This window comes from Neobacillus sp. PS3-40 (assembly GCF_030915485.1).
Classification (GTDB): domain Bacteria; phylum Bacillota; class Bacilli; order Bacillales; family Cytobacillaceae; genus JAUZPL01.
Genome location: NZ_CP133266.1, coordinates 3,465,672 through 3,489,455 on the forward strand (window position 1 = coordinate 3,465,672; position 23,784 = coordinate 3,489,455).

A 23,784-nucleotide genomic window follows, 5' to 3' on the forward strand; every position below is an offset into this window, starting at 1 on the left:
AAATCTGAAACCAGAGATTAATTGAAAAGTTCGAACAACATTGTAACAACGAATCTATTTTAACTGAATTTTTTTACGAAACAATGACCTAATTATTAAAAAAATGTTACGGAAAAAATAGTTGAATGTTAAGAAAAAATTAAGCTGCGTGGACTATTCTTAATTCAAACTCAGGTCTTATAAGAGAGAGGGTAGGATTCGGATGCGTACATTGGTGCTAATTAGAAAAGGAGTAAATGTAGGTCTTGTTGTTTCAATGATCGGGATGGGTGCGTTTCTTTACATACCAGCTACTACCTATGCTGCAGGGGATGAATTTGGGAATAACTCAACAACCCAAGTGGAGCAAAAGACTTCTTCAAACAAGTTGTCTCGGCTTGAATTAGAAGGAATTCAATTAAATCAACCTTTTTTACCAGAAGTAATCGATTATTCTGCTACAGTTGAAAATAATGTAGAAACCATTAAATTACTTGCAGAAACGGATGGTGTAAATTCAGTACTAACTGTTAATGGCAACCCTATTTCGTCAATGCCATACCCTGTCCATACAGGTGAAAATGTATTTCTTATTACAGTTGATGATGGGGTGAACTCGTCAAACACCTACACACTTACAGTGATCAAAAAGCAAAATAGCAATGCTCTGTTACAAAACATCCTATTATCAAAAGGGGAACTATCTCCAGCATTTGATCCAGAGATTTCTTCTTATAATGTCCATGTTCCAAATGAGGTTGATATGCTTGGTATTACACCTTTGCCATATGAAAAAACATCCAGTATTATGGTGAAAAATACCTTGACATCTGATACAGGCACATCTGTTCAAATTCCAGTTGGAAAAACGGAAGTGCCCATTATGGTGACGGCAGAAAATGGTGTGAAGAAAATATATACCCTTGAGGTTATCAGAGACTCCAAAAAAGCCGAAACATCTCCAGTAAAATCAAATGGAGGAAAAAAGGGTGCGTTCTCAGGAGTGAAGGCTGGGGTTGGAATTTCAAATACTACTGGAAAACAAACATTCCAACTTCAAGGCAATGCAAATAAAACTCAAAAGGTTAGTCTAGCTACTCTAAGTAAGTTGACTACTTCAAAAGGAACGTGGAACAAAACATTTGCATCCACCGAATTTACCTATCATATTGCAGAAGATACTGATATCACATCGGTTACAATAAATGAAAGCTCTAGTAATAGTGATGCAACGATCTCGATTGAAGGCGGTATAAGCAATACTATTCAGCTAGGGAATAATAAGAAAACCGTTATATCTGTTGTTGTGACAAAGGGTGAAGAACATAAAACCTATGTTTTGGTTTTTGATAAAGATATAAAACAAGATACAGTAACTTCATCTGATACATCAGAAAAAACGTCTTCAGCTAATCTAACAAATTCGACAACTTCTACAAACAGTTCTACAGTTAAAGTAAGTTCTTGGAATGGAAAAAAAAATAACACTTCCACCTCTTGGTGGGGAAGATTTATCAATAGTATTCGCTCCATTTTTTAAAATAAGTTAAACGGCTAAGTGCTAGGTATCATCCGAATATTGGATGAAACTAGCGCTTTAACTTTGCATTTAATCTTTTTTATGTATTATTATTAATTTTATGGTATATTTATATTTAAAAAATTTATAGGTAGAAATTATAGAATTCTAAGGAAGGTGAGATAATGGCAACAGGTATTAATATAGATGACAGCAGTCTTCCATTGCGACGTGATGTGAAATTACTTGGTCAAATTCTTGGGGAAATACTCGTTAATCATGGCAGTAATGAGCTTCTTGATAAGGTTGAAAAGATTCGCTCCTTATGCAAGTCGCTTCGAAAGCAATTTGACAGAGAGATGTATGAAACCTTAAAAGAAGAAATTGCACATCTTAGTTCACCAATGAGACAACAGATCATTCGTGCCTTTTCGATTTACTTTCATTTGGTTAATGCGGCGGAGCAGAACCATCGTATTCGGCGTCGAAGGCAATATCAGCTTCAGGAAGATCATATCGTACAACCTGATTCAATTGAAAATGCAATCCAATCTCTAAAAGAAAATCATGTTTCTCGGGAATTTATCCAAAATATACTGGAAACATTATCATTAGAGCTTGTGATTACGGCTCATCCAACTGAAGCGATGAAACGCTCTATTCTTGAAATTCAAAAACGCATTGCGAATATCCTAAAATATATGGATAATCCTATGTTAACAAAAAGAGAAAAGAAACAGCTTGAAGAGAGTTTGTTTAACGAAGTAACTATTTTGTGGCATACGGATGAGTTGCGATATCATAAGCCAACCGTATTGGATGAAGTGCGAAACGGCCTATATTACTTTGATCAAACGTTATTTAATGTCCTCCCTGATATACATCAAGAAGTAGAAGATTGTTTAGAGAGGAGTTTCAGTGATACTAAATGGGAGGTTCCTAATTTTCTTCGTTTTGGTTCGTGGATTGGTGGAGACCGCGATGGAAATCCAAATGTAACCCCTGAAATCACTTGGGAAACACTTAATAAGCAGCGAAGACTCGTAATTAAAAAATATCGAACCGTATTAGTCGATTTAATGAAACGGTATAGCCACTCAACTACAAGAATTGAGATAAGTGAAGAACTTCTTGCCTCGCTTGAAAGTGAAGAGGATAAATTTTTACCAGCTGATAAAAAGTGGCCAATCGTAACCGAAGCGTATCGACGTAAATTTGCGATTATTATCGAACGTCTAAAACAGGTAGGAAAAGGAGATGCGGGCTATAAATCTGCGGATGAATTATTAGAAGATTTATTCGTGATTAAGCGTAGTTTAGCTCTTCATCATCCTGCTGTAAATGAACTGAAGATGATTAAAAAACTAATACGACAGGTTCAGTTGTTTGGATTTCACCTTGCCACACTTGATATTCGTAACCATAGTGGTGAGCATGAGTTAGCAATTACCGAAATTTTACGCAAAGTAAGGGTAACAGATAACTATGGGCAGCTTCCTGAAGAGGATAAGATAAAAATTTTACAAAATATTTTATCGGATCAAAGGCCCGTTTTATTATTAAATGAAGATTATTCAAAAGAAACACAAGAGATGATAAACGTTTTCCAAATGATTAAAAATGCTCATGATGAATTTGGAAAGCGTTCCATTTCAGTTTACCTCGTAAGCATGACGCAATCTGTAAGTGATGTTCTTGAGGTACTTGTACTTGCGAAGGAGGCTGGCATTAATCGGCTTCATGCAGATGGAAGGGTTGAAAGTTATTTAAATGTTGCCCCACTGCTTGAAACAATTGATGATTTAACTGCAGGTTCGAAGATCATGGAATCTCTTTTCCAAATGCCTATCTACAGAACCCATTTGCATGAATTGGGAGACCAACAAGAAATCATGTTAGGATATTCTGATGGAAGCAAAGATGGAGGAACCTTAACAGCAAACTGGAAATTGTACAATACCCAACTTGAAATTCACAAAATGGCTAAAAAATATCAAATTGGTCTGAAATTTTTCCACGGACGAGGCGGTTCATTGGGTCGTGGTGGTGGTACATTAAACCAAAGCATTCTATCCCAACCAGCCGAGACTTTAGGGGATGGTGTCAAAATTACCGAACAAGGAGAGGTATTATCCTCTCGTTACTTACTCGAGGATATTGCATACCGAAGCTTAGAGCAAGCAACCTCAACATTGCTAAAAGCTTCAACAAATTTATCAACCGAATCGAATCAGGTCACCTATTCAATATGGCAACAAGCAATGGAGGAAATCTCTGGAACTGCTTTGATAAAATATCAATCGCTAGTGTTTGGGGATCCGGATTTCTTGACTTATTTTTATGAGGCGACACCACTAAGAGAACTCGGAGATTTAAATATCGGTTCAAGACCCATGAGCCGTAAAAATAAAAGTCGTTTTGAAGACCTAAGAGCAATTCCTTGGGTATTTGCATGGACACAAAGTCGTCAAATTATTCCAGCTTGGTATGCTGCAGGTACAGGCTTAGAAGAATTTGCATCAAAAAGCGACCGAAATTTAAAACTTTTGCAGCAAATGCATGCAGAATGGCCATTTTTCCGATCAACAATTGATAACCTGCAAATGGCATTAATGAAAGCTGATATTACAACGGCAAAAGAATATGCTTCACTTGTTGGTGACAATGATATTTCTGAGCGAATTTTTTCTGATATCGTCGAAGAATATAAAAAGACAAAAGAGATTCTTCTCAAAATTACAGGTGATCAAGAGTTATTAGATCATACCCCTAATATTCAAGAATCTGTTTATCGGAGAAATCCATATGTTGATCCATTAAACTTTATACAGGTTGAATTAATAAGGAAATTAAGAGAACAAGAGGAACCATCTGAAGAACTGTTAACGGAAGTGTTACTGACCATCAGTGGAATTGCTGCAGGTTTACGGAATACAGGTTGATTAGAATTTCTAAGAAAAAAGTATTGGCCCTCCTAATTATCATTGGGAGGGCCTTATTTTGTAAAAAAATGCCTATTCTATTAAAAAAAATTATTCCAGTATATCCCATTATTTCTTTCTTACTAAGAGTTATAACGTTTCCACCAGTAAAAAAGGTATATTTGAACTTTTTGTTAAAATGAACGATTATTTCGTCTTTGAAACACAAATGTAATATTCCTATTACTTAATTGACAAATTTAGATGATATACTAGCTAAAAGTAAGGGAAATTGCAAGATATTTGAGATTTTTGTCATTAGAAAATTAAATGTTACCTACAACGATTAATCTCTCTACATAAAGGTTGTCAGATTAAGTAGACAAAAAGTTTTTTGGTAGTTTCTAAGTACCATAGACTTTGGGACTATCTTGGGTTTGGCTAATAGAAAGCAGGAGATTCAACATGAAAAAGAAAATAGCTACACTTAGTACAACAATCATGATAGGACTTGGAAGTGTAATTGCTATTCCAACTGTAGATGCCGCATCTTTTCAAAACCAAAAATCAATAATACAAGGTCAACGTTCTGGAATTCAAGCTGGAATCACGAAAGCGAATGCTGACATATCACAGGCACAGAATGGACTCACAAAATTAAATGAGCAAATTAAAAGAGTCGATCAGGCAATAATCGATAATAAAAATATGATAGATTCTACAGAAATGAAAATAAGTGATACAAAATTAGAAGTTACACAGCTTCAAAAACAAGTATCCATTATCAAAGACCGAATTGCTAAGCGTAATCTTGTCTTGAAAAAACGCGCACTTTCATTTCAAGAAACGGGTGGAAATGTTAGCTATATTGATGTCTTACTAGGTGCATCAAGCTTTAGTAATTTGATAGAACGAATTGGGGCAGTTACTACAATGGTTGAAGCTGACCAAGACCTTTTAAAACAACATGAAGCGGATAAACAGGAAGTTGAAAAAAAGGAAACTACGGTAATTAATAAGCTTTCAAGTCTCAATTCTATGAAAACCGAGCTAGTCGGTATGCAAGCGGAAATTTCTGAACAAAAAGCGCAAAATGATTTATTAAAGGAACAGCTTAAACAACAAGAACAAAATGGAATTGCCCAAAAGACTGACTTGCAAAATCAAGACAGTAATCTTGCTTCAAAAGAAGCAGCTATTGAAGTCGGACAAAGACCACATACAGATTCAGAGAGCAATGGAAATTCGTTCAGTGTACCTACTAGCACATATTCCGCTAGTGGCAATGGAAATATCAGTGATGTGATTAAGGCAGGTTATAAGTATATCGGGAATTCTGTTTATGTATTTGGTGGCGGAAGAAGTGCGAGCGATATTGCTAATGGCAGATTTGATTGTTCAGGCTTTGTTCATTGGGCATTTTCTCAAGCAGGTGTTTCTGTAGGTTCTAGCACAGATTCGTTAACATCTGCTGGAAGTCAAGTTTCTTCAAGTGATATGCAACCTGGGGATCTAGTATTCTTTAATACTTACAAAACAGATGGTCATGTTGGAATTTATATTGGGGGAGGCCAATTTATTGGCTCTCAAAGCTCAACAGGAGTAGCTGTTGCTAACATGACAAGCGGCTACTGGAAACAACATTTTAATGGCCGTGTAGTTAGAGTTTTAAATTAAATTCATAATTGTTAAAAGATGCGGGGCCATTTAGCAGGCCCCGCTTTTGATATTTATTTTCTTTTTTCAAATCATTTGATACAATTCAATTCAGTGAGTATCAATAGCAAAAGGAGCATTCGTTGTTTTAAAGATATTGCCAGCAAACATCATAAGAAAGTAGGAGAATTAAATACCAATGGATTTATTAATGATTTTAAAAGCAATTATATTAGGATTAGTAGAAGGTGTAACCGAATTCGCCCCAGTATCATCTACAGGGCATATGATTATTGTCGATGATATGTGGTTAAAGTCTGGAGAAGTTTTGACCAAGCATGTTGCCAATACTTTTAAAGTAGTCATTCAGCTAGGCTCAATTTTAGCGGTAGTAATTACGTTTTGGGATCGCTTTATTGGCTTTTTAGGATTAGGACCACAGGGAAAACATGCTGTTCCTGGGCAGGGACGCCTTAAGCTAATGCCGGTTATTGTTGGTTTAATACCTGCAGGTGTTTTAGGGGTACTTTTTAATAGTTATATTGATGACCATTTATTTTCAACTATTACTGTATTAATTGGTTTAGTGCTAGGAGCCGTATTAATGATTTTAGCCGATCTTTTCGGCCCGAAAACGCCAAAAACGGAAACGGTTGATCAGATTACATATAAACAAGCAATTACAGTTGGTCTTGTTCAATGTTTATCACTATGGCCTGGATTTTCTCGGTCTGGATCGACAATATCTGGAGGAGTTCTAGTTGGCATGAGTCACCGTGCAGCAGCTGACTTTACTTTTATCATGGCTGTTCCGATTATGGCTGGGGCGAGTTTTCTTTCGCTGATGAAAAACTGGCATTACCTAACGGTTGCTGACCTACCGTTTTTCATTGCAGGATTTATTAGTGCCTTTTTGTTTGCATTAATTTCGATCCGCTTCTTCCTAAAACTTATTAATAAAGTTAAACTTATTCCATTTGCTGTGTATCGGATCCTATTAGCAATTGTCATCTACTTTATTTATTTTTAGGATAAATGGACCAAAAAGAATTCCCCTTTAGTTAGTAGCGAGGAATTCTTTTATTGTTAAGGAAAAATAAAAAAATTCGAACCTAATAATGAAAAGTATAGTCCTTTAACATGACTTCGAAAAAGGAAATGGTGCTAAGGGATATGAATGATGGAACAATTTTATTTTGGAAAAAAGAAAAAAAAACGTTAATGGTAGCAGCAATCCTACTTATCATATTTCTACTCCCGCCCTTTTTATTGGGTGAAAACACTCATATTCGTGAGCATGATAATTTAGATTCGAATATTGCTTGGTATAAAGTTTTAAATGATAGTGGACAATTATTTGGACCAATCGATTCGACTATTCCCCAGATAATCAACGGGTTGCCACGAAATGCATTTGGTACAGAGTTTAGTGGCATTCAATGGCTTTATGAAGGTTTTTCGCCTATTGTGGCATATGCATTAAGTCAGTCCATTACAAGAATTTTTGCGTTTATTGGTATGTATCTTCTCTTAAGGAGACATTTTGTAAGACATGAAGATGCCTATCAAATTCGGGTTTGGGTTGCCTTAGCATTTGCACTGACCCCTTTCTGGCCCTCGGGTATGCTAAGTACACTAGGACAACCGTTAGCTTTATGGGCTTTTCTGAATATTCGTGAGAAAAAATCTTCCTGGAAAGAATGGCTAACATTGAGTTTGCTCCCGTTCTATTCAAGCTTTGTTCTTGGGTTTTTCTTCTTTTTAGTTGCGATAGGGCTTTTGTGGCTCCGGGATGGATGGGTAAAAAAAGATTGGAATCTACGCTTTCTGTTGAGCATTGCACTTATGACTGTCATCTTTCTTGGTATCGAGTACCGTCTTGTTGTTTCCTTGCTATTCCCAACGGCTCCAACCAGTAGAAATGAATTTGTAAGCTCAACACTTGGCTTTTGGCATTCGGTTAGGCTTGCTGGTGAAAATTACTTATTGGGTCATACACATGTCATGACCCTGCATACACCGGTTATTTTCCCATTAACACTAATCGTCATTTGGTTTTTTTTAAAGGACAAGCTCTGGAAAAAAGAAAAGCGTTACGTATCACTATTTATCCTAAATATTGTCCTCTCAATTTGGTATGCATTTTGGTTCTATAAAGGTTGGGAGCCTCTGAAGGAAAAGGTTGGGCTATTGAATACGTTCAATTTTGCTCGTTTTCACTTTTTAAGGCCTTTGATCATTTATATGATGTATGCTGTTGGATCTGTTTTTTTATGGAATCGAAGTGTGAAATGGAAACAATTTGTAAAAATGTGTCTAGTCCTTCAGATTTTTATTTTATTTTGCGCAAATCCAGAAGTTTATTATCGTGTGGCAAAGACTCCCTCTTTTGAACAATTTTATGCGGAAAATGAATTTAACAAAATTGATGAATACATTGGTAAGCCGAAGTCTTCTTACAGGGTGGCAAGTATCGGTATTCATCCGGCGATTGCACAATATAATGGATTTTATACATTGGACACATATAACAATTTTTATCCGTTATCCTATAAGCATCAATTTCGAAAAATTATTGCGCATGAGCTAGACAAAAATAATTCCATCAAAAAGTACTTTGATACTTGGGGCGGAAGGTGTTATCTATTTGTTGCTGAATTAGGCAAAAATTATGATTTTAAAAAGGATTCGACGATGAAGATACATCATCTTGATTTAAACATGAATGCTTTTAAAAATATGGGCGGGCAATATATTTTCTCAGCAGTCCCGATCCTTAATGGGGAAAGTGACGGTCTTCATTTCCTTAAGTCATTTACAGATAAAGATTCTGCATGGAAAATCTATTTATATAAGGCGAAATAAGAAAAGCGCAAACGCCCTATTTAGCTAAAAAAGGAGGCCATCGATCATTGATGGCCTCCTTCTTCATTTACCAATATTGGTTCAGTATTGCCCCTTTTTTGAAAGACAAATAACCGTTGCCCTAAATAATTAGTGATCGTATAAAATCCTGTTCCAAATAGAACCGCCGCATCTGCTACATACTTTTTTTCGAAAAACGGAATTTGAGCAAATAAAATAGTAACTGTTTTTTCCCCAAGGTAATAGGAAATAAAGTAGCATAATAAAATAACTGCCGCAAATCGAGTCATACTTTTGCTCATAGAAGTGGTGCTTTTAAAAGTAAAAGTCCGATTTAAAAAGTAACTTACGCAAGCCCCAATAACGTTTCCGATGAATGTGGATGCCCAATAAGAACACGAAAAAACGTGGAGAAAAAGGTACATAAACGATAACCCCACGATTGTGTTAATGACTCCTACTAAAAGAAATCGAAAAAAGGAGTTCTTCATTTTTAATTGCTCCCTGTTTTAATTAATGATTTGTCCCTATTACTTTCCTTGGAATAAAGGTCTGTTTCAATGGAATAACGAGGTCGATGTTTTGTCTCCTCATATATTTTTCCGATGTATTCACCAATAAGACCAACACTCATAAGTAAAAGTCCGCCTATGAACCAGATCGAAATGATGATGGAAGTCCACCCGGATTCAGCGTGGCCCATAAATTTTACCACAAGAGCATATATCCCAGCCAACCCGCTTATAAAAAAAGAAATAAACCCCATAATTGTTATGATCCTGATGGGGATAACACTAAATGAAGTAATTCCATCAAATGCAAAAGCTAGCATCTTCTTTAAAGGATATTTTGAAACTCCGGCAAAACGGTCTTTTCTATCGTAATAAACTTCAGTTGTTTTTAAGCCGATTAAGGAGACAATACCTCGTAAGAACAAGTTCTGTTCGCGAAAAAGCAATAACTCCCTTAAGGCACGTTTACTCAATAAACGGTAATCAGCATGATTATAGATGATTTTTACACCTATTTTATTCATAAAACGGTAAAAACCCTGGGCTGTTGCTTTTTTAAAAAAGCTGTCTGTATCACGACTTTTCCGAACTCCATAGACAATATCATTTCCTTCAAAATACTTTACCATAAAATCTCTTATCACTGAAATATCATCCTGTAGATCTGCATCAATTGAAATAACGCAATCTGCCTTTTTTTCTGCTTTTTCTAAACCAGCAAGCAATGCTTTTTGATGTCCGAAGTTACGTGATAGCTTTAAACCTTTAATATAATGATATTTATGGGTGAGATCTTCGATAATGGTCCATGTTTTGTCATGACTTCCATCATCTACATATAGGATATTGCTTTCAGATGAGGCTAACTGTTCCATAATAAGGGATGATAACATTGAACCTAGTTGTTTTGTCGTTTCGAAAAGTACTTCTTCTTCGTTGTAACAGGGTACAACGATCGTTAGTACTGGTACATTCATAATTAAAGCCCCCATAAATTTTTAAAATAATTGATGTATTGCTATATCGTTAAAAGACACTTTAAGTTTCATAAAAGTTCATGGATTGGTGAAAAGTTATCAAAGTATATTCTTTGATGAACTTTTAAAGGAATATTACAGTCATTTTATTTGTACCTATTTAAATTTAGGACGATTTACAAAGTATTGTGAGGAGAAAAGGATGGTAATGAATAGTGAAGGAAAAATACTCATTCTCTCAGGAAGATTTGGGGAAGGACATCAACAAGTGGCGAATGCAATTAAAGAAGCTACAGCACTTGAATTTCCTAGTGTTGAGACGATTGTATTAGACTTTTTTGTCTGGGCATACCCTAATCTTTTTCCGATCAGTCATTATGTTTATATGAAAGGGATTAAAACATTTCCTCAAGTATACGGATATTTATATCAAAAAACGTATGAAGGAAACCCACTTACAGAAAAACTAAATTCCTTTTTTTCAATGGGGATAGGTAAAATGCTTTCACTATTACAAACAGAAAAGCCATCAGTGGTTGTCAGCACCTTCCCATTTGCATCAAGTATTATATCTAAATTAAAAGAATATGGATTAACCAATATTCCATTAGTGACTGTGATTACGGATCATACTCATCACAGTTATTGGCTACATCCATGTACGGATCAATATATTGTAGGGTCAATTGATACACAGGAAAACTTAATTCAATTAGGAATACCATCTGAAAAAATTGCTTGTACTGGAATACCAATTAGAACAAGATTCCTTGGAAATAGGAATCGAAAAGATTTGTACAGAAAGTATCAGCTTGAACCTAACATCTCCACAGTATTGATAATGGGGGGAGGGGAGGGTTTAATTGGGAAGGGCTTATTAAATTCAAAAGAATTAGAAGTATTTCCAATTCAATTGCAATTAATTATTTTATGTGGTCATAATGAAAAATTACGGCAGCATTTACAGAATGAATTAATTTCATCAAAGCATCTTATTCATATACTGGGATATACAGATGATGTTGATGAGCTAATGGCTGTATCTGAAATCATTGTAACGAAGCCAGGAGGGGTGACAACTTCTGAAGCACTTGCGATGGAATTGCCGATGCTCCTATACAAGCCTCTTCCAGGACAGGAACAAGATAATGCCCAATATTTAATTGATTCTGGTGCAGCTATTCAAGCAAATAGTCCTTCTGATTTATTTGATCATTTATTAAATTTACTTAACAAAAGAAGCCTTTTGGAAAAAATGAAGGAAAATGCACGAAATATTCAAACAAAAAAGGCTGCATTTTTTGCATTAGGGGTCATTAATCAATCAATGGTTAATAACGCTCTTTTTTCAAAAGAATTCATTACAACAACTAAATTTAAATCATATCGGCATATAAAAAAATCTATGTTAGTGTCTCAAGGCCGTTAACGTCCTAATTGAAAATTTTAATCTGCTTTCCTGGCTACCTAATTACGCTTTAAGATTCAAAAGAGAGGAGTATTTAATTGATTTTTGTTGCAACCATTATTATTTTTTTAGTTTTATTTTTACTTTATACAGTTATTCCTTATATATTGTCATCATGGGCTGGTTTTGGTGTTTATCGTAAAGGAATCAGGACAAGGCAAATTGCCTTTACATTTGATGATGGACCAAGTCCAACATATACGAATGAATTGCTTGATTTATTAAACCAACATCAAATAAAAGCCAGCTTCTTTGTTGTGGGGTCAAAGGCTGAAAATTATCCTGAAATTATCCAAAGGATGTACAGGGAAGGTCATTTAATAGGAATTCATAACTATGTTCATCAGTCAAATTGGTTTATGTCACCTTGGAAAGTGAAGCAAGGATTAGAGAAATCGGTTCAGGTCATTGAAAATATAATTGGTGTCAAACCTACCTTTTATCGTCCACCGTGGGGAGTATTGAATCTATTTGACTTTTTTATTCATAAAAAGTACCGGATTATATTATGGTCGCTGATGGTTGGAGATTGGCGAAGTAAGGGAGGTAGTAAGAAAATAGAATCAAGACTTCTTGAAAGGGTTAAACCCGGAGATATTGTTTTATTACACGATTGTGGTGACACATGGGGTGCAAATGAAGATGCACCCCAATTTACAATAGAAGCATTAAAGAGAGTAATTTTAGAATTGTCTAAACAGGGATATACTTATTCCCGAGTCGATGAAATGATACAGTGAAATACAAACAGAAAGAGACTTACCTAAAGTGGTAAGTCCCTTTTTTTACGCAATTACGATTATTGAATATGTTTTTATGGTAAAATTGACAAATATGTGACGTATGTAATAGATTTATCGTTTATAAGTGGTTAAACTAATAATATAAGGAAAGGAGGACTCTGTATGATTATTGTGCCATCATATATTGGATTGTGGTTGCTGCAAATTTTCTGTATTTTATTTCCAATGCTATTGTTTCAATCGTATTTTCGTAAGAAATTTGGTCAAATTAAAGTTCAGAAAACCATCTTTAGTGTCCTTTGTGGTATTTCAATTATTATTTGTATGACATTTCCTGTATCTATTAGCAAAGATTATATTTTGGATTTTCGCTTTATCCCGTTGATTATGGCCTTTTTGTTCGGTGGCTATAGGGTTGGTCTTTTCCTCTCTATTCTCCTAATGTCCTATCGTTTCATGATTGGTGGAATGGGCTTTTACTTGGGAGGATTATGGATGACAGTCCTCTTACTTGTGGCATTTCACTATACCATACCCCGTTCAGGAAAAATGAATCCAAAATTCGAAAAATCTTATCCTTACCTTTTATTAACTATTTCACTTGTATTTTTTGCATTAGGCACGCAATTTTTGGATGATTATTCTTTTTCACAACAAGAATTTGTTTTATGGCTTTGGTTTTCTATATTTAACTTTATAACTTTTTGGATGGCATTATTTTTCCAAAATTCGATGAGGGAAATGGAAGACATGACAACGAAAGTTATCCAGTTTGAGAAAAATCATACAATTAATCATATGCTCGTTTATATTTCACAACAGATGATTTCTCCACTCAAATCTGCTGAGGGCTTTTTGAATATGGTTCAAGAGGAACCGGTATCTTCTAGCCAATCATATCATCTTCTTCAAACAAAGAATGAATTGAAACAGGCAGTACGTTGCCTTGATCATTATCTTACGTTTATGGGGGAAAAGTGGGAGGAACAAGGAGATTTAAGTTTCATTACTGAACTTGAGCAAGTTGTTGAACTGATGAAGTCATATGCAGATATGCATCAGGTAGACTTAATTTATACTTCGACAGCTGACGATCAAATTGCGATTAAAGGAGATCCATCTTTATTGCGGTTTGCATTATTGAATATTATTAAAAATGCTATTGAAGCTTGTTCCCCAAATGGTCGTGTGAATATATGCTTACATGAGATGTTAAAGGAAGTTTATATCATTGTTGAGGATAATGGGAGTGGTATCCCTGCAAAAATCCTCAACCAACTTGGCCAACCGCTCCCTTCTGGAAAAGTGAATGGAACTGGCCTTGGCTTAGCTTCAACCTATAAGATCACAGAATCAATGGGCGGAAGGGTTGAAGTTGAATCGACACCAAATGAAGGAACAACCTTTAGTCTGTACTTTCCTAAATGGGCTATTTGACTAATTTTAAAAAACAAACATAAATTAACCAGTAAAAACAAGCCAACAACAAATCTGTTGTTGGTTTTTTATGCTAATCAGAATTTAATTCTGATTAGCATAAATGCAACTACTCCGCTGTCATCGCCCTTAGGGAATCGCCAATCGGTGAGTTTTCTTTATTCATATTTTTATTAGAAATATGAAGGGAAAAAGTCCATTTAAGAAAGGGCTTATTCCTTTTTTAAATATTTGGGGATTTCGCTCATGTGCCTATTGCACATTTTTGCCTAGCTGAATAGGATATATAGACTTACAAAAAGGAGGTAATGAAATATGGGTGCAGCAGTTGGCTACGGCGGCGGTTTTGCCCTGTTGGTTGTTTTATTTATCTTATTAATCATTATCGGAGCCTCTTGGGGCTTTGGAGGATTCTATTAATAAATAAAAGGAGGTTATCATTATGTTTGGATACGGTGGCTACGGCTATGGTGGCGGATGTTGTGGTGGTTATGGTGGTGTAGGTTTCGGTGGAGGATTCGCTTTAATCGTAGTATTATTCATCCTCTTGATTATTGTAGGTGCTGCTTGTTTTAGATTTTAAAATTCAATATGAGTAAAGAAAAAAGTGGGTTTTCCCACTTTTTTCTTTTTTTAAAAAGGGGAAAAGTGCTAAGTAACGGACCTTGTTGGTATGAAAATCCACTTTTTCCATGGAAAAAAATAAGGGTTGGGTGAGTGCGGGATCCATGTTACGGTAGATAGATACAAATAAGGATGAGGGAGGACACAACATGAAACGATTTGCCTATTTTCTAATTGTTATCGTTTTTTTGAACGTGTTGATTCATCCAGGTCCAACACACCATGTTAGTGCAAAAACACTTGATTCTACGAAAATTTACAAAGTTAACAAAGGAGATACTTTTTATCAAATAGCGGTTAAATTTGGGGTTTCCAAAATAGAATTAAAAAAATGGAATGAAGGTCAAGATTATGTACTTACGCCTGGGAAAAAAATCATTATTCCAAAACAGGTTCCCAAGCAGGATAAAGAGTTATTGGCAAGGCTTGTTACAGCTGAGGCGAAAGGAGAACCATTTGCTGGAAAAGTAGCTGTAGCTACAGTGGTTTTAAATCGGGTCGACAGCAATGAGTTTCCTGATACAATTCATGATGTGATTTATGAAAAGCAGCAATTTGAACCAGTTCAAAATGGAATGATAAATAAACCAGCTGGGGATGAAGCTAAAAAAGCTGTAAATGAAGCGATTGCTAAAAAAGGTAATATTACAGACGCATTATATTTCTACAACCCAGATTTAACAGACAACAAATGGTTAAAGGCGAAAAAAACAACCGAAGTTATTGGAAACCATCGTTTTGCTATCTAATGAGAGCTTTTCATAATTAGAAGATGACCAAGCTGAATACGGGAATGAATAAACTCTAATCATGCCCGCAATCGACCATTTTTTATGACAAGGGTTACAAAGAGTCCCAATATGCGCCCCGAACCAACTTAAAGTCGAGACAGTGGGATTTCATTAGCTAAAGCAGAATTTATATTCATAAATTCTGCTAGCGTATAAGGGCAACCAGGCAATCACCCGCCCTAATGCCTGGTGCTATCCAAGTTTTCTTCATTCTTCCACTTTTGAAACTTCTCTAATTCAGGTGTGATTTTTCTGATGGCATAACTGATGACTGCGGCATCATCAACTATTCCCAGACCAACGATGAAGTCTGGGATAACATCAATGGGGGCAACAAAATAAACAATGGCTCCAAGAATGGTTAGAATCGTTCCCTTTGAAACTTCGCGATATTCTCCCTTTGTGTATGCCTTTATGAGTTCAAAAAATAGCTGAAGTTTCTCCCATACATTTCCCAAAATGCCCTTTTCATCATTAGCTTTTTGAATGGCTAGCTGCAAGAGTCCCTCTGTTTTTTCAGGATGATTAAGATATTCCTCTGCTTTTCCTTTATATTTTTGTTGCACATTTTCTAAATCTAATGCTTTTTTACTTAACAAGACCAACACTTCCTTTTTAATTGATCGTGTTAGTTTACCACTAAAAAGGATAATTCATTTAAAAAAGAGGCTGGGACAAAACCCACCTCTGAGATGAAAAAGCCGGTGGAATTTTACGATAAGTAAAATTTCACCGGCTTTGATTATTTTCCAATAAAAATAAGGGCCACTTCTGATAAAATAAAGTTACCACACCAAATTTCATCCGAAAGAAGGGTCCTTATGTTCAAAAATTATATCATGAATCAATTAGTTTTGCCTTTAGATTTAGAAGTAAAATTACAAAATAATGATATTGCCTACCATGTCCATCATTTAGTTGAAAGTATCCCTCATGAAGCGTTCGAACCATTTCTTCGAAATGAGGGTTGCCCAGCCTATCATCCACGCATGATGCTTAAAATTATCTTATGTGCCTACACACAATCTGTCTTTTCAGGGCGTAAAATTGAAGCCTTATTAAAAGATAGTATCCGTATGATGTGGCTGGCTCAAGGACATGAACCAAGCTACCGCACAATAAACCGATTCCGTGTTCAATCAGAAGTGAAAGATTTAATCCGCCAATGTTTCGTCCAATTCCGTTGCCAATTGATTGAAGAAAAACTTATCGATCAAGAAGCGGTTTTTATCGATGGCACAAAGATTGAAGCAAATGCGAATAAATTTACGTTTGTCTGGAAGAAATCGGTTGAGAAATATCATCAAAGTTTAATTGAAAAGTCAAATCAGCTATACAATGAACTACTTGAGAACGAAATCATACCTGAAATTAAATGTGAAAGCGATGAACAGTTATCATTGGAAGAGATCGCTCAATTGGTTAAAAAAGTGGACGATGTCGTAACCGAGTATGATAAACAAATTGAAGTATCGACAGACGTTCTAGAACGAAAAGCCTTAAGAAGTGAACGTAAATACCCGAAACAAGTGCGTAAACAGTTGATTGATTTTGTCTTACGAAAACAGAAATACCAACAAGACTTTGAAATATTTGGCACACGTAATAGCTATTCTAAAACAGATCCGGATGCGACATTTATGCGAATGAAAGATGATTATATGCAAAACGGACAATTGAAGGCAGGTTACAATGTACAAATCGCAACGGAAGGTCAATACGCGCTTGCCTATAGTTTATTTTCAAACCCAACAGATACACGTACGTTAATTCCATTTCTAGATGAGATCGAGCAGCATTATTTCGAGTTACCGAAACACATTGTCGCAGATGCAGGTTATGGTAGTGAACAAAACTATAATGATATCCTTTCGAACAGAAAACGAGAAGCACTTATTACGTATAACATGTATTTGAAAGAACAAAAGAAAAAGTATAAACAAAACACATTTAATCCCGACAATTGGCAGTATAATGAAGAAACAGATACATATACATGTCCCAATCAGAAACTTCTTAAATTTCAATATCATTCTATACGTAATGACCGTACAGACTTCCAACGGAAGTTCAAAATCTATGAGTGCGAAGACTGTTCAGGATGCCCGTTCCGTTCATCATGTACAAAAGCAAAAGAAGGAAACAATCGAAAACTAATGGTGAATGAAAAATGGGAACAGCAAAAAGAATATGTAAGAGAGAAGCTTTCAGAAGAGAAAACGAGTGCCATCTATCGAAAACGCAAAATCGATGTGGAACCAGTTTTTGGATTCTTGAAGGCTAATTTGCGTTTCTCTCGGTTTTCTGTACGAGGAAAATCGAAAGTAGAAAACGAAATGGGCCTCGCGTTAATGGCAGTGAATTTAAGAAAATTCACTGCCAACAACTAAGGTAATAGAAGAATTAACACCCCAAAATAGAGAAAGGTGAATTTGAGTAAGCTCAAATTCACCTTTCTTACTATTTGAAGCTAGTTATGTCCCAGCCTCTTTCGCTTATGCTGAAACAGGTGAATTTTGCGTTCTTACAATTTCCTCAACTTCGGTACCTTCAAGTGTTTCTTTCTTTAATAAAGCATCAACTAATTGCAAATACTGATCCTGATTATTCTTTATTAAATCTTCTGCTTTAATTAATGCCTTTTGGAATAATTCCTGCATTTTTGTCTCTTTATCTTGTTTATTAAAGGTTAACGTAAAGCCGTCCTGTACCATTCCGGTGTCAACCATTTGTTCAATGATATGTTTCGCCTGTTTCACATCACCGCTTACACCGATACTATGTTCACCAAGAAACATTCGCTCAGCAATTCCGCCACCGAGTACCATACTCACTTGATCTAGCAATTCACTTGTAGTCGATAAGTGTAGCTCTTTTGGAATAGGTGCAACATAACCGAGTGCTTCGCCACGCGGAATAATTGTCGCTTTTCGAACAGAGCCAGGCTTTGTTAAAGATGCAATAATCGCATGTCCAGCTTCGTGGATGGCAACTCTGCGTTTTAATTCCTGATCTTGTAATGAACGGGAGGTGTTTCCTAAAATGGTTCGATCTAGTGCATAATCAATATCACCTTTTCGAATCATCTCTTGACCATTTCGAACAGCTCGTCTACTGGCTGTTTCAAAAAGGGACTGAAGATCTGCACCTGAAAAACCTGAAGTACTCTCGGCTAGATCATCCAAGCTGATAAGTACATCTCCAGCAAGAAGCTTCTTTTTTGTGTGGATTTCAATAATTTCTTTTCTTCCATTCATATCTGGAAGCGGGACGTTGAAAGAAAAATCAATTCGTCCGGGGCGAAGAAAAGCTTCATCTAACATATCTTTTCTATTAGTAGCGGCAATAAAAAGAATTCCTTCATTAGAATGACCGCCATCAAGCTGAACAAGAAGCTCTGTTAACGTTTTTTCAGCTTCTTCCCCGCCATGTGCCTTCCTTCTTCCTGCAAGGGCATCAACTTCATCAATAAAAATAACAGCAGGACCAGCTTTTCGAGCGCTTTGAAATAAGGAACGGACTCGACTAGCACCAACGCCAACAAATAATTCATTGAAGGCCGATCCACTTGTTGAAAAGAAAGATGCTTCAAGTTCCCGGGCTATTGCCTGGGCAAGTAACGTTTTTCCGGTACCTGGTGGTCCATATAATAGGATTCCTTTTGGAGGCTTAATTCCCATTTTGATAGAACGTTCAGGTTCTTTTAGAATGGAAAGGGTTTGTAAAATCTCCTCTTTCATTTCTTCACCAAGGCCTCCAACATCCTCTAAACGAATCGAAGGAAGCGGGCGGGCTTTAGAAATACTATTTTTCATTGTATTTGAAATGCCAAAGCCACCTTTTGTTTTTTGAAGTCCAAAAGCTGCTGCAGCAAGTAATAGGATGACACCACCTATTACCCATTTTCCCATGGGGGTGCTATTTGAGAAAGTATAATCAATATTGTATTTCTCAACAAGCTTGTCGATCATTTGGCTATTCGGTGGTACATGGGAAACATACTCACCATCTTTTGTTGTTATATTAAGGCTACCATCAGCATGTTCTGTAAGAGCGACGGTTTTTCCATTTTGATTTTGAATTGTTTTCTCGAGTGTAGAAAAGGGAATAGAAATTTCGTTATTTGTTGATTGCACGATCCATGTAGTAGCAGCACTGATTATGAAAATCGCCACGATGAGCGGAATTAGTTTAGTAACCATTTTTCTACTTTGATTCAAAAAATCCATCTCCTTATTCTAAAGAGTATATTTCTATTATAAAAGGTATTGATGAAAAAGGATGGTGGGAACCACTGGAAAATGTCGTAATAGAATGTTATAGGTTAAGAAAATGCTTGTTTTTACCTATCAAGGATTGCAAAGTTTTAAATAGACATATAAGATTGAAGTTATGAGCAAAAATTTTCATTGGTAAAAGAGAGGACTACAAAATGAGTAAGAATTTTAAAGATGAAGTATTATCTCGCCGGACATTTGCGATAATATCCCACCCAGATGCTGGTAAAACAACTTTAACGGAAAAACTACTATTATTCGGCGGAGCGATTCGTGATGCTGGTACCGTAAAGGCAAGGAAAACGGGTAAATATGCTACAAGTGACTGGATGGAAATTGAAAAGCAACGTGGAATTTCTGTTACATCTAGTGTGATGCAATTTGATTATAACGGTTTTCAAGTAAATATTTTGGATACTCCAGGGCACCAAGATTTTAGTGAAGATACGTATCGTACCTTAATGGCAGTAGACAGTGCAGTCATGATTATTGATTCTGCCAAAGGGATCGAGGAACAAACCTTAAAGCTTTTTAAGGTTTGCCGGATGCGTGGTATCCCAATTTTCACTTTTATCAATAAGCTTGATCGTCAAGGAAAACCCCCACTAGAACTCCTTGCTGAACTTGAAGAAGTTTTGGGGATTGAATCGTACCCAATGAACTGGCCAATCGGTATGGGAAAAGAGTTTTTAGGTATTTACGATCGCTTTTTCAATCGCATTGAACAATTCCGAGTCAGTGAGGAAGAAAGATTTATTCCACTCAATGCTAATGGAGAAATTGATGGGGAGCACTCGTTGAAATCTACAGGACTATATGATCAAACGCTGGAAGAGGTATTGTTACTTAATGAAGCTGGAAATAGTTTCTCACCAGAAAAAGTAGCAAATGGAGCATTAATTCCTGTATTCTTCGGGAGTGCGTTAACTGCTTTTGGTGTTCAAACATTTCTAGAAACATATTTGCAATTTGCACCACCTCCAATAGCGCGGAATTCATCAGCTGGAGAAATTGATCCGATGTCTGAACAATTTTCTGGATTTGTATTTAAAATCCAGGCCAACATGAATCCGGCCCATCGTGATCGAATTGCATTTGTCCGTATTTGCTCAGGAAAATTTGAACGCGGAATGACAGTCAATATTCCAAGGTTAAATAAGCAGCTAAAACTTTCTCAATCTACTTCATTTATGGCTGAAGAGCGTAGCACTGTAGAAGAAGCGGTTAGTGGAGATATTATTGGCCTCTATGATACCGGCACATACCAAATTGGAGATACCATCACAACAGGAAAAGATGATTTCCAATTTGAAAGACTTCCTCAATTTACGCCTGAACTATTTGTGCGGGTATCTGCTAAAAATGTGATGAAACAAAAGTCGTTTTATAAAGGGATAAACCAGCTCGTTCAAGAAGGGGCTATCCAGTTATTTAAAACAGTTAAGACGGATGAATACTTGCTAGGTGCTGTTGGACAGCTGCAATTTGAAGTTTTTGAGCATCGGATGAAAAATGAGTATAATGCTGAAGTCTATATGGAACGTTACGGTTCAAAAATTACAAGATGGCTTGAGAGTGATGTGGTCGATGAAAATCTATCTAGTTCTCGAAGTTTACTTGTAAAAGACCGTTTTGAACAATATGTATTTTTATTTGAAAATGATTTTGCTCTAAGATGGTTCCAAGAGAAAAACCCAACGGTAAAACTTTATAATCCAATGGATATGCATGACTAATAAAACGGCGGGGAGGATTCCCGCCGTTTTATTTTTGCTAAGCAGAATTTATATTCATAAATTCTGCTAGCGCATAAGTGCAACTACGCCTAATCATCGCCCTTAGGGGCTCGCCAATCGGCGATCTTTCTTTAAGCTAATAGGAAAGTATAAGTGCAACTAGGCTATCGCCGGCGCCTTAAGGCTTGGCGCTAGCAAAGTTTTCTTTATTAAAAATTCATGTGTTTTGTTAATTTGGTAATTTATTGGATATCCTAAAATTATATTATGCCAAGAAGATGGGATTAAAAATGAAACCATTAAGTAAATTAGAAGCTGTTTTATGGAGTATTGCCTTACCAGGTTTTAGCCAATTATTGATTGGTCAATATATTAAGGGAATATTATTTGTTATGTTGGAATTTATTATTAATGTGAAAAGCAATTTTAACCAAGCTATTATGTATAGCTTCTTAGGTGAATTTGAAAAAGCACATCTTGTAACCGATTACCAATGGTTAATGTTCTATCCATGTGTATATATGTTTGCAATGTGGGATAGCTATCGATTTGCCATGCCTTCAGATGAAAAGCTTTCATTTTTGCCGTTTATTTTTGGTGCCTACTTTGTAACCATTGGTTTAATGGTATCGCCAAAACTACTTATTTTTAATTTATTTCTCGGCCCTGTTTTCTTACCAATGATCTTCTTAATTCCCGGATTATTAATCGGGTATTTGATCAAATTTATCTTATCTTTTAAATATAATCAAAAAAACAATTCATCCAAGTAAACAATCAATAGCTTGGATGGTTTTTTTGAATTTTTTTATATACCCCCACAACCTCTTTTATAAATGCGTAACTCTTTAGTGAAAAAGCGGCCGCAACAAAAAAAAATTAGAGGTGACTGAATTGATAAAATTAACTAACTACAAGAATCTAAATAAAATAGGAAAAGCTACATTAGCTGTGGTTTTAGCCGGGTCATTTACATTCTCTGCAAGTAAGGCATTTGCTGAGGGAACAACAAATCAAACAGGTAACTATTCAACAGTTGACCTCCAGACAGCAACAACTGATGGAAGTGCTACTACATCAACTGATGCAACTACATCAACAGCAACACCAACCGATACAACAACAACAGATGGAACAGCAACACCAACTAATACAACAACAGATGGAACAGCAACACCAACTAATACAACAACAGATGGAACAGCTACAACACAAACTGAAACGCAAGAAGCACCATCTTTATTACCTGGGGATTTCTTTTATTTTGCGAAAATAGCTTTTGAAAAAATTCAATTGGCACTTTCATTTGATAAAGTGAAAGATGCACAATTATTGGCAAGCTTTGCTTCAGAACGTCTAGCCGAAGCACAAGCGCTTTTCGCCTCAGGTAATCAAGATGACGCATTAAAAACAATTCAAACAGCATTAGCAGATATGAAAGATGCTAATAAAATTGTTGAACCACAAACAGATGCAGAGCCAACAACTGATCAAGTACAAAATGGTGACCAAGCTCAAGCAACTGATGAAGTCAATGCAGACGAACAAAATACTGAAAACTCATCAACTGAGGAAACTGCTACTGGTGATCAAGTGAAAACTGAGAACCCAGCAACTGACGTAACTGCAACTGATGATCAAGCGACTAAAGCAGATCAGCCATCAGATGATGTGCAAGAAGTAAAAGATGTTATGTCACAAAATATTATTGCCTTACAAGCAGCACTTGAAAAAGTTAAAAATCCAGTTGCAAGAGCAGCATTACAAAGAAATATCGAAAAAAGCTATGCTAAACTTGCAAAAAAAGTGGATAAAATAGAATCTAAATTGAATCACGATAAGAAAGAAGAAGCAGACGAAGAAAAAGATGCAGATCAAACAGTTGTCCAAGATCAAAACAATGCGACTGAAGATGGAACTACTACAACAGATACAACTACTACAACAGATCAAAAAGATAATGAAGATGTAACTGACGAAACTAAAGATGAAGTAAAGCCAGTCCCAACAACGAAAAAGGCTATACATCAAGCAGCTAAAGTTGAAAAGAAAGCTACTCACCAAAACGTAAAACAAGCACATCAGGAAGTTAAAAAACAAATGACACAAAAACATGAAGAAGCTAAAAAAACAGCTAACGAGAACAAACATGAGAATGAGCATGGTAATAAAAACAATGGTAAAGACCGCAAGTAATTTCTACAAACAATAGACTGGAAAAGATAGCCTTAATTGGGGCTATCTTTTCTAAATACCTTTACCCCCACAAAATTCATACG

19 protein-coding genes are annotated in these 23,784 nt (G+C 35.9%); 15 read left to right on the forward strand and 4 right to left on the reverse strand.

Going from position 1 to position 23,784, the window contains the following annotated elements; all coding sequences use genetic code 11:
• Positions 1 to 202: 202 nt before the first annotated feature.
• The 5 genes from RCG20_RS16945 to RCG20_RS16965 all read left to right on the forward strand — a co-directional run bounded on the left by RCG20_RS16945 (position 203) and on the right by RCG20_RS16965 (position 8,940).
• The gene (locus RCG20_RS16945; RefSeq protein ID WP_308181281.1) at positions 203 to 1,519 is read left to right on the forward strand and encodes a cadherin-like beta sandwich domain-containing protein; all 1,317 of its coding nucleotides are present in this window, start codon (positions 203 to 205) and stop codon (positions 1,517 to 1,519) included.
• Positions 1,520 to 1,683: 164 nt separating this feature from the next.
• Positions 1,684 to 4,440: a phosphoenolpyruvate carboxylase gene (gene ppc, locus RCG20_RS16950; protein WP_308181282.1), complete on the forward strand. Its 2,757-nt coding sequence runs from the start codon at positions 1,684 to 1,686 to the stop codon at positions 4,438 to 4,440.
• Positions 4,441 to 4,884: 444 nt separating this feature from the next.
• A complete protein-coding gene (locus RCG20_RS16955; protein ID WP_308181283.1) occupies positions 4,885 to 6,096 on the forward strand; it encodes a C40 family peptidase in 1,212 nt (403 codons plus the stop codon).
• Positions 6,097 to 6,274: 178 nt separating this feature from the next.
• On the forward strand, positions 6,275 to 7,105 hold the full coding sequence (locus RCG20_RS16960) for an undecaprenyl-diphosphate phosphatase (RefSeq protein WP_308181284.1): 831 nt from the start codon (positions 6,275 to 6,277) through the stop codon (positions 7,103 to 7,105).
• A gap of 143 nt (positions 7,106 to 7,248) precedes the next feature.
• Positions 7,249 to 8,940 (forward strand): DUF6044 family protein, encoded by a 1,692-nt coding sequence (locus RCG20_RS16965; RefSeq protein WP_308181285.1) that lies wholly within the window; start codon positions 7,249 to 7,251, stop codon positions 8,938 to 8,940.
• 44 nt (positions 8,941 to 8,984) lie between these two features.
• Here RCG20_RS16965 and RCG20_RS16970 read toward each other — a convergent pair whose 3' ends face one another.
• Together RCG20_RS16970 and RCG20_RS16975 are read right to left on the reverse strand one after the other, a co-directional pair.
• Positions 8,985 to 9,431: a GtrA family protein gene (locus tag RCG20_RS16970; protein WP_308181286.1), complete on the reverse strand. Its 447-nt coding sequence runs from the start codon at positions 9,429 to 9,431 to the stop codon at positions 8,985 to 8,987.
• A 2-nt stretch (positions 9,432 to 9,433) separates the two neighbouring features.
• Positions 9,434 to 10,429, reverse strand: a complete 996-nt coding sequence (locus RCG20_RS16975) for a glycosyltransferase family 2 protein (RefSeq protein ID WP_308181287.1) — start codon at positions 10,427 to 10,429, stop codon at positions 9,434 to 9,436.
• 202 nt (positions 10,430 to 10,631) lie between these two features.
• On the opposite strand from RCG20_RS16975, the gene RCG20_RS16980 reads away from it, so the two are divergent.
• The 6 genes from RCG20_RS16980 to RCG20_RS17005 all read left to right on the forward strand — a co-directional run bounded on the left by RCG20_RS16980 (position 10,632) and on the right by RCG20_RS17005 (position 15,450).
• On the forward strand, positions 10,632 to 11,858 hold the full coding sequence (locus tag RCG20_RS16980; RefSeq protein ID WP_308181288.1) for an MGDG synthase family glycosyltransferase: 1,227 nt from the start codon (positions 10,632 to 10,634) through the stop codon (positions 11,856 to 11,858).
• 77 nt (positions 11,859 to 11,935) lie between these two features.
• Entirely contained in the window at positions 11,936 to 12,637 is a 702-nt protein-coding gene (locus tag RCG20_RS16985; RefSeq protein ID WP_308181289.1) for a polysaccharide deacetylase family protein, read from the forward strand.
• Between the two features lie 165 nt (positions 12,638 to 12,802).
• Positions 12,803 to 14,077: an ATP-binding protein gene (locus tag RCG20_RS16990; protein ID WP_308181290.1), complete on the forward strand. Its 1,275-nt coding sequence runs from the start codon at positions 12,803 to 12,805 to the stop codon at positions 14,075 to 14,077.
• A 315-nt stretch (positions 14,078 to 14,392) separates the two neighbouring features.
• Entirely contained in the window at positions 14,393 to 14,497 is a 105-nt protein-coding gene (locus RCG20_RS16995) for a YjcZ family sporulation protein (protein WP_308181291.1), read from the forward strand.
• Between the two features lie 22 nt (positions 14,498 to 14,519).
• Complete coding sequence (locus RCG20_RS17000; protein WP_308181292.1) at positions 14,520 to 14,660, forward strand: YjcZ family sporulation protein; 141 nt, start codon at positions 14,520 to 14,522, stop codon at positions 14,658 to 14,660.
• 190 nt (positions 14,661 to 14,850) lie between these two features.
• On the forward strand, positions 14,851 to 15,450 hold the full coding sequence (locus tag RCG20_RS17005; protein WP_308181293.1) for a cell wall hydrolase: 600 nt from the start codon (positions 14,851 to 14,853) through the stop codon (positions 15,448 to 15,450).
• Between the two features lie 221 nt (positions 15,451 to 15,671).
• Here the strand turns inward: RCG20_RS17005 and RCG20_RS17010 are convergent, their stop codons facing one another.
• Positions 15,672 to 16,091, reverse strand: coding sequence for a YkvA family protein (locus RCG20_RS17010; protein ID WP_308181294.1), 420 nt, complete (start codon positions 16,089 to 16,091; stop codon positions 15,672 to 15,674).
• A gap of 222 nt (positions 16,092 to 16,313) precedes the next feature.
• Here RCG20_RS17010 and RCG20_RS17015 point away from each other — a divergent pair, with 222 nt between their 5' ends.
• Positions 16,314 to 17,882, forward strand: a complete 1,569-nt coding sequence (locus tag RCG20_RS17015; RefSeq protein ID WP_308181295.1) for an IS1182 family transposase — start codon at positions 16,314 to 16,316, stop codon at positions 17,880 to 17,882.
• A 105-nt stretch (positions 17,883 to 17,987) separates the two neighbouring features.
• Here RCG20_RS17015 and RCG20_RS17020 read toward each other — a convergent pair whose 3' ends face one another.
• The gene (locus tag RCG20_RS17020; RefSeq protein WP_374120484.1) at positions 17,988 to 19,712 is read right to left on the reverse strand and encodes an AAA family ATPase; all 1,725 of its coding nucleotides are present in this window, start codon (positions 19,710 to 19,712) and stop codon (positions 17,988 to 17,990) included.
• A 212-nt stretch (positions 19,713 to 19,924) separates the two neighbouring features.
• On the opposite strand from RCG20_RS17020, the gene RCG20_RS17025 reads away from it, so the two are divergent.
• The 3 genes from RCG20_RS17025 (at position 19,925) to RCG20_RS17035 (ending at position 23,701) form a co-directional block, all read left to right on the forward strand.
• Complete coding sequence (locus RCG20_RS17025) at positions 19,925 to 21,505, forward strand: peptide chain release factor 3 (RefSeq protein WP_308181296.1); 1,581 nt, start codon at positions 19,925 to 19,927, stop codon at positions 21,503 to 21,505.
• Positions 21,506 to 21,795: 290 nt separating this feature from the next.
• Positions 21,796 to 22,278, forward strand: a complete 483-nt coding sequence (locus tag RCG20_RS17030) for a hypothetical protein (protein WP_308181297.1) — start codon at positions 21,796 to 21,798, stop codon at positions 22,276 to 22,278.
• Between the two features lie 121 nt (positions 22,279 to 22,399).
• Positions 22,400 to 23,701, forward strand: a complete 1,302-nt coding sequence (locus RCG20_RS17035; protein ID WP_308181298.1) for a DUF5667 domain-containing protein — start codon at positions 22,400 to 22,402, stop codon at positions 23,699 to 23,701.
• The last annotated feature ends 83 nt before the right edge of the window (positions 23,702 to 23,784 follow it).